14 protein-coding genes are annotated in these 16,263 nt (G+C 70.6%); 7 read left to right on the top strand and 7 right to left on the bottom strand.

All coding sequences use genetic code 11. The annotated features are described in order from the left end of the window. Positions 1-7: 7 nt before the first annotated feature. Together PCC79_RS05735 and dapB are read right to left on the bottom strand one after the other, a co-directional pair. A complete protein-coding gene (locus tag PCC79_RS05735) occupies positions 8-706 on the bottom strand; it encodes an LmeA family phospholipid-binding protein (protein ID WP_342373263.1) in 699 nt (232 codons plus the stop codon). Then, positions 703-1,437 carry a 4-hydroxy-tetrahydrodipicolinate reductase gene (dapB, locus tag PCC79_RS05730; protein ID WP_232549759.1) on the bottom strand — a complete coding sequence of 245 codons (735 nt, stop codon included), beginning with the start codon at positions 1,435-1,437 and terminating at the stop codon, positions 703-705. The genes PCC79_RS05735 and dapB overlap by 4 nt, the downstream gene beginning before the upstream one ends. 109 nt (positions 1,438-1,546) lie before the next feature. On the opposite strand from dapB, the gene PCC79_RS05725 reads away from it, so the two are divergent. Beyond that, a complete protein-coding gene (locus PCC79_RS05725; RefSeq protein ID WP_232549760.1) occupies positions 1,547-2,338 on the top strand; it encodes an HAD-IIA family hydrolase in 792 nt (263 codons plus the stop codon). On the opposite strand, the gene PCC79_RS05720 is transcribed toward PCC79_RS05725, so the two are convergent. The 5 genes from PCC79_RS05720 to rpsO form a co-directional block, all read right to left on the bottom strand. Beyond that, complete coding sequence (locus tag PCC79_RS05720; RefSeq protein WP_342373262.1) at positions 2,322-4,034, bottom strand: long-chain-fatty-acid--CoA ligase; 1,713 nt, start codon at positions 4,032-4,034, stop codon at positions 2,322-2,324. The genes PCC79_RS05725 and PCC79_RS05720 overlap by 17 nt on opposite strands. Before the next feature lie 258 nt (positions 4,035-4,292). Next, positions 4,293-5,273, bottom strand: coding sequence for an IS3 family transposase (locus PCC79_RS05715; RefSeq protein ID WP_342371676.1), 981 nt, complete (start codon positions 5,271-5,273; stop codon positions 4,293-4,295). 711 nt (positions 5,274-5,984) lie between these two features. Further along, the gene (locus PCC79_RS05710) at positions 5,985-6,935 is read right to left on the bottom strand and encodes a hypothetical protein (RefSeq protein ID WP_342373261.1); all 951 of its coding nucleotides are present in this window, start codon (positions 6,933-6,935) and stop codon (positions 5,985-5,987) included. A 398-nt stretch (positions 6,936-7,333) separates the two neighbouring features. Beyond that, entirely contained in the window at positions 7,334-9,565 is a 2,232-nt protein-coding gene (locus PCC79_RS05705) for a polyribonucleotide nucleotidyltransferase (protein ID WP_232549763.1), read from the bottom strand. A gap of 338 nt (positions 9,566-9,903) precedes the next feature. Beyond that, a complete protein-coding gene (rpsO, locus tag PCC79_RS05700; protein ID WP_232549764.1) occupies positions 9,904-10,167 on the bottom strand; it encodes a 30S ribosomal protein S15 in 264 nt (87 codons plus the stop codon). A gap of 837 nt (positions 10,168-11,004) precedes the next feature. Between rpsO and PCC79_RS05695 the strand changes: the two genes are divergently transcribed. The 6 genes from PCC79_RS05695 (at position 11,005) to PCC79_RS05670 (ending at position 16,153) form a co-directional block, all read left to right on the top strand. Further along, on the top strand, positions 11,005-11,520 hold the full coding sequence (locus PCC79_RS05695) for a hypothetical protein (protein ID WP_342373260.1): 516 nt from the start codon (positions 11,005-11,007) through the stop codon (positions 11,518-11,520). Next, the gene (locus PCC79_RS05690; protein WP_232549776.1) at positions 11,517-12,479 is read left to right on the top strand and encodes a hypothetical protein; all 963 of its coding nucleotides are present in this window, start codon (positions 11,517-11,519) and stop codon (positions 12,477-12,479) included. Before PCC79_RS05695 ends, PCC79_RS05690 begins: the two co-directional genes overlap by 4 nt. Before the next feature lie 4 nt (positions 12,480-12,483). Next, positions 12,484-13,149 (top strand): ABC transporter ATP-binding protein, encoded by a 666-nt coding sequence (locus tag PCC79_RS05685; RefSeq protein WP_342373259.1) that lies wholly within the window; start codon positions 12,484-12,486, stop codon positions 13,147-13,149. An 81-nt stretch (positions 13,150-13,230) separates the two neighbouring features. Beyond that, positions 13,231-14,448 carry an NAD(P) transhydrogenase subunit alpha gene (locus tag PCC79_RS05680; RefSeq protein WP_342373258.1) on the top strand — a complete coding sequence of 406 codons (1,218 nt, stop codon included), beginning with the start codon at positions 13,231-13,233 and terminating at the stop codon, positions 14,446-14,448. Continuing rightward, complete coding sequence (locus tag PCC79_RS05675) at positions 14,445-14,753, top strand: NAD(P) transhydrogenase subunit alpha (RefSeq protein WP_232549779.1); 309 nt, start codon at positions 14,445-14,447, stop codon at positions 14,751-14,753. The genes PCC79_RS05680 and PCC79_RS05675 overlap by 4 nt, the downstream gene beginning before the upstream one ends. A gap of 2 nt (positions 14,754-14,755) precedes the next feature. Beyond that, positions 14,756-16,153 carry an NAD(P)(+) transhydrogenase (Re/Si-specific) subunit beta gene (locus tag PCC79_RS05670; RefSeq protein WP_232549780.1) on the top strand — a complete coding sequence of 466 codons (1,398 nt, stop codon included), beginning with the start codon at positions 14,756-14,758 and terminating at the stop codon, positions 16,151-16,153. The last annotated feature ends 110 nt before the right edge of the window (positions 16,154-16,263 follow it).

The raw sequence follows: 16,263 nt of genomic DNA, 5'->3' as shown, positions 1-16,263 counted from the left end.
CACCGCGCTAGCCGGTCGGCAACGTCACGTCGGTGCCGGTGAGATCCACGAGCAGGCCTTCCTGCGTCGCGGTGATGGCCGTCACGTCGATGGCGTAGGGCAGGTCGAGGGAGACCGGCTGCCACACCGTGTCGACGAGCGCGGCGACGGCCTGGTCGGGGATCCGGACGCCGGCCACGTCCACCTCCGGTGCCTCCAGGCGCACCGTCTGCGTGGCGGCGTCCACGACCGGGACGGCCGTCACCGTCCCGGTGAGGTTCATGCCGAGAACCCGGAACGAGCCGCTCGAGCGAATGCGGTCGCCGTCGGCGTGGGTCACCTCGACACCCGCCAGCGCGCTGAGGTCGGAATAGTCGAGCCGCGTCGTGCCGGTCAGCCCGGCGGCCCGCACGGCGTCGGGGGCCAGGGCCACGTCGGTGAGGCGGGCCGTCAGGTCGTGGGCGACGACCGGGCCGGTGGCCAGCTCGAACGGAACGGACTCGGCGGTGAGCTCCATCGCCGGGAACTCCTGGCGCACCGCGTACCACGCGATGGGGAACCCCTCGACGCTGACGTCCCCGCCCTCGACCGCCAGGGCCCCTTCCACCTCCCTGAGCGCCTCGGCCTCGATGCGTTCGCGGATCGGCGCGTCGAACACGTACACCGCCCCGACGAGGAGCGCGCCGAGCACCAGCACGGAGCCCACGATCCACGCGAGCGCCTTCACGAGCCGATCCCCAGGATGCCCTCGATGCCGACGGTGAGGCCGGGTCGGCTCGCCACCGCACGCACCGCGGCCAGCACACCCGGCATGTAGGACGCCCGCGTGTAGCTGTTGTGGGTGATGGTGAGCCCCTCACCCTCGTTGCCGAAGATCACCTGCTGGTTGGCGAACAGGCCCCGCAGGCGGACGCCGTGCACCCGGATGCCGTCGACGTCCGCGCCACGCGCCCCCGCGTCCTGGGTGGTGGCGTCCGGTACCGGGCCCAGCCCCGCGTCCGCCCGGGCCGCCGCGATCCGGCGGGCGGTGGTGGCGGCCGTCCCTGAGGGGGCGTCCACCTTGTCGGGGTGGTGCAGCTCGATGATCTCGACCGACTCGTAGTGCCGGGCCGCCTCCTGGGCCCAGTGCATCATCAGCAACGCGCCGATGGAGAAGTTGGCCGCGACGATGACGTTCGCCCCCGAGCCGACGAACAGGTCCCGGACGGCGTCCAGCCGCTCGGGGGTGAAGCCCGTGGTGCCGACGACCGCGTGGATGCCGTGCTCCGCACACCAGGCGAGATTCTCCATCACGGCGTCCGGCACGGTGAAGTCGACCACCACGTCGGCGGACGCCGCCGGCGTCCGATCCTCCCCCGCGTCGAGGGCGGCGACCAGTTCCAGGCCGTCGGCCTCGCTCACGGCCCGGCACACCTCGGCGCCCATGCGCCCCTTCGCTCCGAACACGGCGACCAACATGTCGGCCATCCTAAGCGCCCGGACGCCCTGCCCACCCGCGGGTCGGCCGCGCGGGTGGCGTCCGGGCGTCGTTCGCCCTCCGTTCACACCGATGGGCGAAGATGGACGCATGCGCGATCCGAAGAACCTCGCTTGCTGGCTGACGGACAAGGACGGCGTGCTCGTGCACGGCGACACCGCGATCCCCGGCGCGAAGGAACTCATCGACCACTGGACGCGGCACGACACCCCCTACCTCGTGCTGACGAACGACTCGATCCAGACGCCGCGCGACCTGGCGGCCCGCCTGCACCGCGCCGGCCTCGAGGTGCCGGAGGAGAACATCTGGACCTCAGCGATGGCGACGGCCGCGTTCCTCGCCAACCAGAATGGCGACAAGACGGCCTACGTGCTCGGCGAGGCGGGGCTGACGACCGCGCTGCACGAGGCGGGGTTCGTGCTCACCGACCTCGACCCCGAGTTCGTCGTGCTCGGCGAGACCCGGGGCATGTCGTTCGAGCAGGCGACGCGGGCGATCCGGCTGATCCTGGGCGGGGCGCGGTTCATCGTGACCAATCCGGACGTCTCCGGGCCGGGCAACGGCGGCATCGTGCCGGCGACCGGGGCCTTCGCCGCCATGATCACCGCCGCCACCGGACGCAAGCCCTACATCGTCGGCAAGCCGAACCCGATGATGTTCCGCTCCGCGCTCAACCAGATCCAGGCCCACTCCGAGAGCACCGGCATGATCGGCGACACCATGAGCACCGACATCGTCGCCGGCATGGAGGCGGGCCTGCACACCGTGCTGGTGCTCACCGGCTCGACCCGGGCCGCGGAGCTCGAGTCGTTCCCCTACCGACCCTCGCGGGTGTTGGACTCGGTGGCCGACCTCCTGCCGCTGCTCACGGACGCTCCGTAGCGTCCACGAGGGCGTCGCGCACTTGCTTGCGCAACACCTTGCCGAGCATCGAGCGGGGCAACTCGTCGGTCACGACGACCTCGCGCGGCACCTTGTAGGCGGCGAGCTCCCGCTTGGCGAACGCCCGGACGTCCGCGGTCGTCGGTGCCGACTGGCCCGGCTCGACGACGACCACCGCGACCACCGTCTCCCCGCCTCCCGGGGCCGGGCGTCCGACCACGGCGACGTCGACGAGGGCGGGATGCCCGCGCAGGACGGCCTCGACCTCCGAGGGCGAGACGTTGAAGCCGCCGGTGATGATGAGTTCCTTGGCCCGGTCGGTGATCGTGGTGAAGCCGTCGGCGTCCTGCGTCACGATGTCACCGGTGCGCAGCCAGCCGCCCGGCAGGAGCACCCGCGCGGTCTCCTCCGGGTTCTCCCAGTAACCGCGGAACACCTGGGGGCCACGGATGAGGAGCTCGCCGTCGTCACCGCACGCCACCTCCCGGTCGGGATCCTCGGGGTCGACCACCTTCATCTCGGTGGAGGGGAACGGGATGCCGATCGTGCCCGTCCGGCGTCGGGAGGCGTCGAACGGGTTGCCCAGGGCCACGGGGGACGACTCGGTCATCCCGTAGCCCTCGACGAGCAGGCCGCCCGTGAGGGACTCCCACCGCTCGACGACGTCGTCGGTCAGGGCCATCGCGCCCGAGATGCAGAACTTGGCGCTGCTCAGGTCGACGCCGCGCTCCGCCGCCGCCTCAGCCGTCCGGGCGTAGATGGGCGGCACGGCGCAGTAGACGGTGGCGGGCGCCGTGCGCCAGGCCTTGAACACCAGGTCCACATCGAAGCGTGGCAGCAGCACGAGGTGGGCCTGCTTGCGGATGCCGTAGGTGAGGTAGAGCGTCATGCCGAACGCGTGGAACATCGGCAACAGCGCGTAGAACACCTCCCGGCGGTACTGCGCATCGTGCATCCACGCCTCACCCTGCAGCGCATTGCTGTGCAGGTTGCGGTGGGTGAGCATGGCCCCCTTCGGCTGGCCCGTGGTGCCGGAGGTGTACTGGATCGCGGCCAGGTCGTCCACCGCCGGGCGCGGGTGCGTGTCGGGGAGCGGGTCGTTCTCGAGGAGCCTGCGCCAGGGCAGCGCGCCGGGGGCGGGGCCGGACAGGGAGTCCCGCGTGGCGCGCAGGGCGGGAATCGGCAGCCGCAGCGCCCACCGGTTGACCAGCGGCATCGCCTCGATGAGGCTGACCGCCACGATGTGGCGCACCCCGAGATCGCGCGGCAAATCGGCGATCTTCGCGACCGCGGCGTCCCAGGCGATGATCACCTCCGCGCGATGGTCGTCGACGAGATGGCGCAGCTCCGGCGCGGTGTAGAGCGGGTTGTGTTCCACCACCACCGCCCCGAGCCGCAGCACCGCGTAGAAGGCGACGACGTGCTGGGGACAGTTGGGCAGGATCAGCGCGACGCGGTCCCCCGCGCGGACGCCGAGCCGCGCGAGCCCCGCGGCGACGCGGTTGATCTGCTCGCCCATGGCCCGGTAGCTGGTGCGGCGTCCGAAGAAGTCCAGCGCGACGGCGTCGCCCGCCTCGCGCACCGACTCCTCGCACATGTCGACCAACGAGGTGGTGGGAATCTCGATCTCCGCAGGGACGCCCGGCTGGTAGAACCGGACCCACGGACGCTCGTCGCGTCGCTCGTCGGATGCCATGCCGCCACCCTAGCGAGCCGGCCGCCGGGGCAGCGGCGCGCGCGACCGGGGTGTGCGCCTCCCCCGGCCGGCCCTGCCGCCACCCTGCCCCAACCGTCGCCACCCTGCCGGACCCACCACCCTGCCCGAGCCCTCGCCACCCCGGCCGGACCCACCGCCCTGCCGGAACCGCCGCCACCCTGCCGGAACCGCCGCCACCCTGCCGGAACCGACGCCACCCCAGCCTTGCTCCACCACCCTGCCGTTGCACGGAATGAATCAAGCTGTTTGGGACAGTTGGGTTGGGGGTTGGTTGATCCAGACGTGGTCTGGGGGTGTGGGGGTTTTCGGGGGTTTGGGGTGGCGGGTGGGGTGTTTGGCGGCGTAAGCGGTTTTGGTGGTGGTCCACAGGTCGTGGGTGGTGGGCCAGGTGCCGTCATGGACGCGGGCGGGGGTGTGACCGGCCAGGCCTGCGTGGTGATGGTGGTTGTTGTAGTGGTCGAAGAAGGCGGTGAACCAGGCTTGGGCCTGGTCGATGGTGTCGAACCGGCCGGGGTAGGCGAGGTCGTACTTCACGGTTTTGAAGACGGCTTCAGCGAACGGGTTGTCGTTGGACACTCGGGGCCGGGAGTGGGACGTGGTGATGTGCAACAACCTGAACATGTCGGTGAGGGTGCCGGCACGCATCGGGGAGCCGTTGTCGGCGTGGATGACCGCAGGAACGCAGTGTTGGTCGGTGAACGCCTTTTGGAACATGTCTTTGGCCAGGTCGGGCCGTTCGTGGTGTTCGACCCGGTGCGCGACCACGTAGCGGGAGTACAGATCGATCGCGACATACAGCTTGAACCAGATCCGTCCCGGGCCCTGCACGTTGGTGATGTCCCAACACCACACCTGCCGGGGCGCGGTCGCGTGCAGGCGTGGCGCATGACGCCGGCCCCTGACACCGGTCCGGGTCCGTTGTCGACGACGATCGGTGGACTGCCCGGCTCGCCGCATGATCCGGTGCATCGTGGCCAGCGAGCACAGGTACTCCCCGCGATCGAGCAGATGGTAGAACCCTTCCCTGATCGACATGTCGGCCACGTCCTCAGCGTTCAACCTAGCCACGACAGCTTCAGTCTCGGCAGGGGCGAGCCGCTGGGGATAGTTCCGCTCCGCGTGCGGCACCACCACCCCACCAGCCGGGTTCGGGTTGCGATACCGATACAGCGTGGACCGCGACACCCCGAGCCAGCGACATGCCTGGACCACGCTCACCCCAACCCCTTCGAGGGACGTGGCGGTATCGAGGGCAAACTCGAGGTATCGGAATCGGCCAGCCACGCCGGCCGGCCCGGCACCGGTGGAGGCTCCGGTTGGGTCTGGTTCTGATCCGCGTTCTTGGCCAACCCCTCCAAGAACGCGGCAGCTTTTCCCAAGATGTCAGCAGCCGCTCTGGACTGCTCCAACTCCACCTTGAGGCGTTCATTCTGCCGGCGGAGCCGTTCCAGCTCCTGCCGCTCCTCATACGTCAACACGCCCCTCCGATCCCCACGCGAACGAGCCGGGTCAGGCTCCGTGATCAACCCAGCCGCCCGCTGCTGCACCCACGAGTTCATCGTGTACGACGACACCCCGATTCGCCGACAAAACGCCACCCGACTCCCTCGTTCCAGACACTGGTCATACTCCAACAACAACGCCCAACGCTGCTGCGGGGTGAACTTGCTCGAACGAGACGGCCGGAACGGAACATCATCGTTATCCATCATCAATCCTCTCCACCACCCCGCTGTCCCACAACAGGCTGACACGCAGGGTGCAGCGGCAGGGTGGTGCAGAACGGACAGGGCGGTGGCGCGTGGGGCAGGGTAGCGAGTCCATCGGCAGGGTAGCGAGCCCATCGGCAGGGTGGAGGGCCCATCGGCAGGGTGGCGAGGCCGGCGCCAACGACGCTCGTCCTGGCCCGGAGCGTGGCACCGGGATCGCTCAGGCGGCTCGGGGCAGTCGGCGCCCGACGGTGAACGCGTGCCGGATGCGGGCGGCGAGATCACGGGGGCGGGACAGGTCCTGCCATCCCCAGCGGACGATCCACCAGTCCTCGGCCTGGATCAGGGCCTCGCGGCGCTTCTCGGCCATGACGACGTCCGCGGCCGTCCGCCCTGCCGGGACCAGCGGGCCATACTTCACGGCCCCGTCGAACTCGCCCACGGTGTTGCTTTCGTCCCACGCGAAGTCCACCGTGCCGACCACGCGGCCCGTTGCGTCCCGGATCTGCCGCTGCAGCGTCGGCGCCGGGATGCCCTCGAGGTGGAACAACGCCCGCGAGCGCGACTCCCCCACCGACTCGCTCAGCGGATCGGCGAGTTCCCAAGCGGTGCGAGCCCGGCGGACGCCACTGGTGCCCCGGGCCCGCGCCAACGCCTCGGCCACGCCGGCGGCGTCCACCCCCCGTCGCAGCACGACGTCCGCGGCGGCGACACCCCAGTCGAGGGGCTGGGTGCGCAGCAGATCCACCAGGGTGCGTTGCAGGGTGGTCACGCGGACGCCGTCCACCTCGGTGGCGTCGCTGGCCGGCACGTTGGCGTCCGACGCCACCAGCAGCGGCGATCGTCCGCCGTGGGACGCACCGCGAATCACGGTGACGACCCCCAGCCGCTGCACCGGCACGGGCAACCCGTGCAGCACCGCGGCCGACGTGTGGCTGACCACGGTCGACGCGCCGAGGTGCGGTTGGGTTGCGCGCACGAGGAGCCGGTGCAGCGTGGCGGCGTCACAGGGGGCGGACGCCTCGGACACCCGGCCGGGCACCCACAGATGCCCGCCCCGGCGCAGACGCACGAGCTCGCCGCACCGGATCATCGCGCGGATGCCCGTGGGGCCCAGGCCCAGGCGGTGGCCCAGCTCGTCGGTGGTGATCAGATGCGGTTCGTCCGTCATGGATCCCATCCGAGCACGTCAGGTCACCGCACACCATGGCCAGGTGTTGGCCATCCGGGGCCAGGTGTTGGCAGTGGTGGAGAACGGGGTGCCACCCTGCCGTTGGAGCCGCCACCCTGCCCTTACCGACGCCACCCTGTCCTTCTCCACGCCACCCTGCCCCAGACGCACCACCCCAGCGTTGCAACAGCAGGGTGGTGGGACTCGCATGGGGAAGCGATCCCAGCGACAGGGAGGCAACCCCAACGACAGGGTGCCGACCCCAACGACAGGGTGCCGACGCCAACCACAGGGAGGCTGCCCCGAACGCCAAGGACGCCGCCCCCGCGGGGTCGACCGAGCCCGGACGCGACGATGCCGGGCCGCCGAACGGTGACCCGGCATCGCCGAGGAGGTGATCAGGCCTCGGCCGGAGCCTCGTCCTTCGACTCGCCAGCGGCCTCCGCCTTGGCTTCCACGACCGGGATCAGCGACAGCTTGCCGCGATCGTCGATCTCGGAGATCTCGACCTGGAGCTTCTGGCCCACGCTGACGACGTCCTCGACGTTCTCGACGCGCTGGCCGTTGTTCAGCTCGCGGAGCTTGCTGATGTGCAGCAGGCCGTCCTTGCCGGGCATGAGTGAGATGAACGCGCCGAACGGCATGGTCTTCACGACGGTGCCGAGGTAGCGCTCACCCTTCTCGGGCATGGTCGGGTTCGCGATGGCGTTGACGGCCGAGCGGGCGGCCTCCGCGGCCTCCCCGTTCGTCGCCCCGATGTAGATCGTGCCGTCGTCCTCGATGGAGAGGTTGGCGCCGGTGTCGTCCTGGATCTGGTTGATCACCTTGCCCTTGGGCCCGATGACCTCGCCGATCTTGTCGACCGGGATCTTCACCGTGATGATGCGCGGCGCGAACAGGCTCATCTCATCCGGGGAGTCGATGGCCTCGCTCATCACGTCGAGCAGCGTGTGGCGCGCCTCGCGGGCCTGCAGCAGCGCCGCGCCGAGCACGTCGGCGGGGATGCCGTCGAGCTTGGTGTCGAGCTGCAGGGCGGTGACGAACTCGCGCGTGCCGGCGACCTTGAAGTCCATGTCACCGAGGGCGTCCTCGGCGCCGAGGATGTCGGTGAGCGCGACGTAGCGCATCTCACCGTCGATCTCCGCGCTCATGAGGCCCATCGCGATGCCCGCGACCGGCGCGGCCAGCGGCACACCGGCGTTGAGCAGCGAGAGCGTCGAGGCGCACACCGAGCCCATGGACGTCGACCCGTTCGAGCCGAGCGCCTCGGACACCTGGCGGATCGCGTACGGGAACTCCTCGCGCGAGGGCAGCACGGGCACCAGGGCCCGCTCGGCCAGCGCGCCGTGGCCGATCTCGCGGCGCTTCGGCGACCCGACGCGGCCGGTCTCACCGGTCGAGTAGGGCGGGAAGTTGTAGTTGTGCATGTACCGCTTCGTCGTCTCCGGCGCCAGCGTGTCGAGCTTCTGCTCCATGTCGAGCATGTTCAGCGTGGAGACGCCCAAGATCTGGGTCTCCCCGCGCATGAACAGCGCCGAGCCGTGCACGCGCGGGATCACGCCGACCTCGGCGCTCAGCGTGCGGATGTCGCGGGTGCCGCGGCCGTCGATGCGGACGCCCTCGGTGAGGGTCTTGCCGCGCACCACCTTCTTGGTCAGCGCGCGGAACGCACCGGTGACCTCCTTCTCGCGGCCCTCGAAGCGGCCACCGACCTCCTGGCGGACGGCGGCGAGCAACTCCTCGGTGGACGTCTCGCGCTCCACCTTGCCGGCGATGCTCATGACGGCCTGCAGGCGCTCGCTGGCGGCGTCCGCCACGGCGGCGTAGACGTCGTCCTCGTAGTCCTTGAACACCGGGAAGACGCTCATGGCCTTGGGCAGCTGGTTGGCCAGCTCGATCTGCGCCTCGCACAGCGCCTTGATGAACGGCTTGGCGGCGTCGAGGCCCTCGGCGACGACCTCTTCGGTCGGCGCGGTCTTGCCGGAGCGCACGAAGTTGACGGTGCTCTCGGTGCCACCGGCCTCGACCATCATGATCGCGACGTCACCGTCGGGCAGGACGCGGCCGGCGACGGCCATGTCGAACGTCGAGTCCTCCATCTGCGCCACGGTCGGGAAACCGACCCACTGGTCACCGATGAGCGACACGCGGATGCCACCGACCGGGCCGGAGAACGGCAGGCCGGCGAGCGTGGTGGACGCCGAGGCGGCGTTGATGGCCAGCACGTCGTAGCGCACGTCGGGGTTGAGCGCCATGACGGTGACGACGACCTGGACCTCGTTGCGCAGGCCCTTGACGAAGCAGGGGCGCAGCGGGCGGTCGATGAGGCGGCAGGCGAGGATCGCGTTCTCGCTGGGGCGCCCCTCGCGGCGGAAGAACGAGCCGGGGATGCGGCCCGCAGCGTACATGCGCTCCTCGACGTCAACCGTCAGCGGGAAGAAGTCGATCGCGTCACGCGGGTTGTTCTGGGCGGTGGTCGCGCTCAGCAGCATCGTGTCCTCGTCGAGGTACACGGCCGCCGAGCCGTTCGCCTGCCGGGCCAGCAGCCCGGACTCGAAGCGGACGACGTGCTTGCCGTACGAGCCGTTGTCAATGACGGCCTCCGTGAAGCGGAGGTCAGGTCCCTCCATGGCCATGGAGTGTTTCCTTTCGTGGGTGCCCACCCGCGCCGGCCAGGGATCGGTCTTCGATCGAGGCCCTCGGGCCCCGCCGGCGCCCACCGCACGGTGGGGCCTCGCGTCCCGGGAGCCACTACCGAGGACCGCAGGCATGGGCCAGGTGAGCAGTGGACAGGTCTTCAGTTGTACTGATCTTCAGTCGTGCTGATCTTCAGTTGTGCTGGGCGGACGCCGTGCGTACCACCCGGGTGCGTGGCGGACGCCGTCGGCGTCCGGGAACCACGCTAGCGGCTGGACATGGCTGAGAGGGAGTGACCGCGCGGTCACTCCCTCCCAGGTTCAGTCCAACCTCACCGACGCAGACCGAGGCGGGCGATCAGCGAGCGGTAGTGCTCGATGTCCTGCTTCGCCACGTAGTTCAAGAGGCGGCGACGCTGGCCGACGAGCAGCATGAGGCCGCGGCGGCTGTGGTGGTCACCCTTGTGCTCCTTGAGGTGCTCGGTCAGGTGCGCGATGCGCTTGGTCAGGAGCGCGATCTGGACGTCGGGGGAACCCGTGTCGCCCGGCTTCGTCGCGTACTCCTCGATCGTGGCCTTCTTCGTTGCGGCATCCATGTGCTGCTCCCCTCGTCCGTTGCGCGGCGCCGGTCCCGGTGTGGGTGGCTCTCTTGATCCGCGGGCGTCCTGACGCCAAGGGTCCACTCTACCGGACGCCGGCCGCACCGGCCACTTGGCGCCTCCGGCTCCCCATTCCGGGTTCCTTGACGCGCCCCGGGGGGCTGAGTAGCTTTCTTCAACACCTCCCCCCAGCCAGTGAGGCCCCATGAACACGCTGCTCGTCGCCCGCGTGGCGTCCCTCCCCGGCTGGTTGCCTGCGGCGCTCCCCGGCTGGTTGCCTGCGGCGCTCCCCGGCTGGTTGCCCGCGGCGAAGTGCGCGTGAGGTCGAAATCCGGCCCGAAGGCCGGCCAAGGCCCCGGCAGTGTCAGCCGCTTCGGCGTCGGGTGGAGGCTCGCGGCGCTCCGGCTTCCTTTGCTGGCCCTCCTGACCTCCATCCTGGGGTATGGGGCAGCCGCCGACACCGCACAGGCGGAACGTCTCATGGGCCTCGACGCGTCCCACACCGTGAGCCTGCGCATCGACACCGCACCTGGCGAACCGGACGATCCCGTCGCGGCTGGCCGCGTCTGGGCGGCCGTGTCCGGCGTCCTTCCTGAAGACGACTGTCGAGCCGTCTTCATTCCCGAATCCGAGGTCTCCTTGGGCATGGGGGTCCATGACCCCGATCTACGGTGGTCCGGCCTCCCCTTTGATCGTGCTGACTATGGTGCGGCCACGCGCGTCGTGTCAGTCCGGATGGGTACTGCTCTCGGCATGCTGGGAGACGGCGCGGACGAAGTGACCAGGGCGGACGTCCGAGCCCCCGCGTTCTCCGATCAGGGCACACCTCCCCGAGTGGATTACCTCTATCCCCTGCTGGCTTCACGAGCCGTGGTCGGGGAACTCCTCATCGAGACGGCCGATCCCCAGCGCGCGCGGGCCGCCGAGGACGCCTTGCGCTCGAGTGGCCTGGCCGTGGCCGTCTCCCTCGAGCCCCCACTCCTCCAGCGCATGGTCACGTCGCCGCTGTCCTGGGCGATGCTCTTCGTCGCCGGGTTGGCGTGGCTCAGCGCCACGGGCGGATGGGTCGGACTCGCGGCGGCCGCCGCCCCACGCCTGCGCATCTGGACGAGGCTGGGAGCCACCCCCGCACACGCAGCTTGGCGCGAGAGCGCCACGGCGGCACTCGCGTGGTGTGCCGCCTTCGGGTGCGTGGCAGCGCTCGCCTGGGTGAGCTGGGTCCTCCTTCGCCTGGAGTTCCCCGCGTGGCTGTGGCCCGTCGCCCTGGGCGTCTTCGCCCTCGATCTCGTGGTCGCCGTCGGGGCGTTCGCCCTGCGGACCCGAAGCCTCGCGAAGCTGCGCGAACCATGAGCGCGCTGGTGTTCGCTCTCGGAACCGGGCTGAAAGATGCGTGGCGGGTGGGGGCCCGGGGCGTCCTGGCGGCGGTGCACGTGGCGGTGGCCGCCCTCCTGCTGGGCCTCTCCGCCGGATTGGCCGTCCAGAGCGCCGCCGACCTGGCGGCGGCCCAACGCCTGGTCGAGGCACGCGCCGTCTCCTTCGTCGTGGGCAACCCGCCCGCCCAGGACGCGGACGTCACCCAGCTGCGCGCCGCGGTGGCCGGGGTGCTGGCCGGTGAGCGCGGCTGTGCCGTCATTCGCTCGGGCAACGGTGACGTCCTCGTGTTCGGCGCGTCGGCCGCCTCCGAGATCGCGTCGCGGGGTGGGTACCTGGATCCGTGGTGGGGGTTCACCCCCACGCCGGCCGGGTCCCTCTCCCCGAGGAGCCCCGCGTCGGTCGCCCAGCTCGACACCGTCGCGTTCGTCGACCTGGCCGCCCGCATGGTGCTGCTCGACCCCACCCCGGACGCGTTGCGCAGCTACCTCCAGGCGTTGCGTCAGGTCACGGACGCCGAGCCGCGCCTGGTCGCGGACAAGATCCGCTGGGACTTCCGCTCGGAGTACCAGGGCAGGGTCGCCTTCCTCACGGTCTTCGCGCTCGGGATGCTCACGACGCTGTCCACCACCCTGAGCGCGTTCAGCCACCTGCTGCGCAGCAACAAACGTGGCGTCATCGTCGCCTGGGCCCTCGGCGCGTCCCCGCTCCAGGTGGGGGCACGCTGGGTGGGCTTCATCGCTGCCGTCTGGAGCCTGCCGGCGCTCGCCCTGAGTTTCCTCGGGCTGCAGCTGGTGTCAGGGGGGTACTACGCCCCCGTGGTGCTGCCCTGGGTGGCGACGGTGATCACCGCGCTCACCCTCGCCGGTGCCTGGTGGGGGTCACGGTGGGCCTTGGCCGACGTCGCTCTTGAGTCCCTGCGCGAGCAGGAGGTGTGACCGCATGCTGCACGTGAACGCGGTCAGCAAGACCTTTCTCGGCGGGCAGCCGGTCCACGCCCTGCGCGAGGTCTCGCTGCAGGTGGCGGCGGGTGAGACCGTCGCGCTCGTGGGCCCCTCGGGTTCCGGAAAGACCACACTGCTGCGCCTCATCGCCTGCCACCTCACCCCTGATTCCGGTGACCTGACGGTGGACGGGCAGCGCGTCCCTCGTCCGTCCACCGCAGCCGGTGCCGCCTTCCGCCGCCGCATGGTGGGGGTCCTGCTGCAGGATCTGGGCCTGATCGAAATGGACACCGCGCTCGCCAACGTCATGCTCCCCCTCCGTCTGGCCGGTGTGGGGCGGCGCGACGCAGCACGACGGGCCCACCTCCAGCTCCAGAAACGTGGGCTGGACCATCGGTCCGACGCCCCGGTGAACACGCTGTCCGGTGGCCAACGCCAGCGGGTCGCACTGGCACGCGCCCTCGCCTGCGAGCCGCCCCTGGTGCTCGCCGACGAACCCACCAGCAACTTGGACGCCGATCAGGCGTCCCAGGCCGTGTCCGATCTGCTCGCCCAGGCCCGCGAGCACCGGGCCGTGCTGATCGCGACCCACGACCCTGAGGTGTGGACGCGCTGCGATCGCGTCCTCCACCTCGACGACGGGAGGATCACCCCCCACGGCTGAACCTCTCCACGTCGTGAGAGTCGCGGCTGCACGACGCCGCGTAGTAGCCTGTGGCCCGACCCGGGTCGCAAAGGAGAACAGATGACGGTCGTGGTCGGAATCCCTGCGAGCGGTGTGGGTGAACCTCGCTCCCCCATCGTCGGTGATGTCGTCAAGAAGCTCACAGCCCTGGGCGCAGGCGTGCTGATCGAGCGCGGCGCGACCGACGCGTCGTTCGCGACACCCGCATCGCTCGGCGACGTCGCCTGGGCCGACTCCACCGCCGAGGTCGTGGCGGGCGCCGACGTCCTGTGGACCATCAACGGGCTCCCCGCCGACGCCGAGGCGCAGCTGCGACCCGGTCAGGTGCTCATGGGGCTGCTCCAGCCCTACGCGAGCGCCGAGCACGCCCAGACGCTGGCGGACGCCGGCGTCACGGCCTTCGCGATGGAACTCCTCCCCCGCATCTCGCGGGCCCAGAGCATGGACATCTTGTCCAGCCAGGGGGCGGCGGCCGGCTACCAGTGCGTGCTGATCGCCGCGGCGCGCGCGCCGAAGTTCTTCCCCATGCTCACCTACGCCGCGGGCACCATCCGGCCCAGCCGGGTGCTGGTGATCGGCGCCGGCGTGGCGGGCCTCCAGGCGGTCGCGACGGCGAAGCGCTTGGGCGCCATCGTCCACGGCTACGACGTGCGCCCCGAGACGCGCGAGCAGGTCGAGTCGCTGGGCGCCAAGTTCGTCGACACGGGCGTGAGCGCGGCCGGCGAGGGCGGCTACGCCCGCGAGCTCACCGACGCGGAACGCGCGCAGCAGGCGTCCGCGCTCGCGAAGGCAGTGGCCGAGTCCGACGTCGTCATCACCACTGCGGCCGTCCCCGGCCGGCGCGCCCCACTGATCGTCACCCGCGCGATGCTGGACGCCATGCGTCCCGGCTCCGTCGTGGTCGACATGGCCGCCGAGACCGGCGGCAACGTCGAGGGAACCGTCGCCGGCAAGGACATGCGCGTCGGGCCGGCGCGGGTCGTCGGGCCGGTCAACCTGCCCGGCCGCATGCCCGTCCACACCTCCGAGATGTTCGCGCGCAACCTGTTCAACTTCACCGCGCCGATGATCGTCGACGGCGCCCTGGCGATCGACTGGTCCGACGAGGTGATCGCCGGCACGGCGCTCACCCACCGCGGCCGGGTCGTCCATGACGGCGTCGCGCGCGCCCTGGGCCTGGAGCCCGCACCGGCCGACCCACCCCGGCCCGCCGCGTCAGCCGCCGAACCGCAGCCCGCGGCGTCCGCCACCGAACCCACGGAAGGTGATCCTCGATGATGGATCTGCTGTACCTGTACATCTTCCTGTTGGCCGCCTTCGTGGGCTACGAGGTGATCTCGCGGGTGCCGGTGATCCTGCACACCCCGCTGATGTCGGGCTCCAACTTCGTGCACGGCGTCGTGCTCGTCGGCTCGATGTGGGCGCTCGCGCACGCGGAAACCCCGCTCCAACTGGTGCTCGGCTTCCTCGCCGTGTTGCTCGGGGCGGCCAACGCGGCCGGCGGCTACGTCGTCACCGAACGCATGCTGGGCATGTTCGCCGCCAAGGGCGACGCCCGGGCCGTCACGCGCAAGGAGGCCTGAGCATGGCGTGGGTGCTGAACGGGGTCTACCTCGTCGTCGCGGTCTTGTTCATCCTCGGGCTCAAGGCGATGAGTTCGCCGCGGACGGCCCGCCGGGGCATCGCCTGGGCGGGGGTCGGCATGGTGCTCGCCACGGTGGCCACGCTGTTCGTGCCCGGTGACCGAGGGCTCGCCTACTTCGAACCGGGCAAGACGGTCAACCTGGTGCTGCTGCTCGTCGCGCTGATCCTCGGCGGCGGCGTCGCGGCGTGGCTGGGCCGGGTGGTGAAGATGACCGACATGCCGCAGATGGTGGCCGTCTACAACGGCATGGGCGGCGGCGCTGCGGCGCTCATCGCGGCCGTCGAGTTCACCTCCGAGCAGCCGCCGACCGGCCTGCACGCCGTGCTGGCCATGCTGGGCGCCTTCATCGGCTCGGTGGCCTTCACCGGCTCGGTCGTGGCGTTCTGCAAGCTGCAGGGCATCATGAAGAAAACCTTCCGGCTGCCCGCCCAGAACGCCGGCAACGTCATCCACACCATGGTGACGTTGCTGGTGGGTGTCGCCATCGTCGTGTGGGGCCCGCACTGGTGGCTGCTGGTGCCGTTCTTCGCGCTCGCGCTGTTCCTCGGCTTCGCGCTCACCGCGCCGATCGGCGGCGCCGACATGCCCGTCGTCATCTCGCTGCTGAACGCCTTCACCGGCCTCGCGGTCGGCCTCGAGGGCTACGTGCTGCAGAACCCGGCCCTCATCATTGCCGGCATCGTCGTCGGTGCGGCGGGCACCCTGCTCACCCAGCTCATGGCCAAGGCCATGAACCGGCCCCTCACCAACGTGCTGTTCGCCCCGATCACCGGTGAGGCCCAGGCCGGCGGTGCGCTGGAGGGCACGCTCAAGGAGGTGTCGGCCCTGGACGCCGCCGCCATGATGCGCTACGCCGAGAACGTCGTCATCATTCCGGGCTACGGCATGGCCGTCGCCGGCGCCCAACACAAGGTGTGGGAGATGACCAAGCTGCTGGAGGCGGCCGGGGTGCGCGTCTCGTTCGCCATCCACCCCGTTGCCGGCCGCATGCCCGGGCACATGAACGTCCTGCTGGCCGAGGCCGGCGTCCCCTACGACCAGATCTTCGACCTGGACGAGATCAACGCCGACTTCCCGCTCACTGACGTGGCACTCGTCATCGGCGCGAACGACGTGGTGAATCCCGTCGCGCGCACGGACACGTCGAGCCCCATCTACGGCATGCCCATCCTGGACGCCGACCGCGCCCGCCAGTGCATCGTGGTCAAGCGCGGGCGGGGCGCCGGCTACTCCGGCATCGAGAACGCCCTGTTCTACGCCGACAACACCTCGATGCTGTACGGCTCGGCGCAGCAGGTGATCGCCGACGTCGTGACGGCGATGAAGGAGCTCGGTTGACCCGGGGTGAAACGGGGGGTGAACGCCTCGTGGCGCCCCCGACCGGTGGGCAAGATGCTGTTGGAGAAAGGCCACCGATCGGAGAGACTGGGGGCTGCGACCACCCCCGG

Origin of the sequence: Propioniciclava soli, assembly GCF_038502305.1 — a bacterium.
In the GTDB taxonomy this organism is placed as follows: Bacteria; Actinomycetota; Actinomycetes; order Propionibacteriales; family Propionibacteriaceae; genus Propioniciclava; species Propioniciclava soli.
The sequence above is the reverse complement of the archived record's forward strand: the minus strand, read 5'-3'. Positions and strand labels throughout refer to the sequence as shown.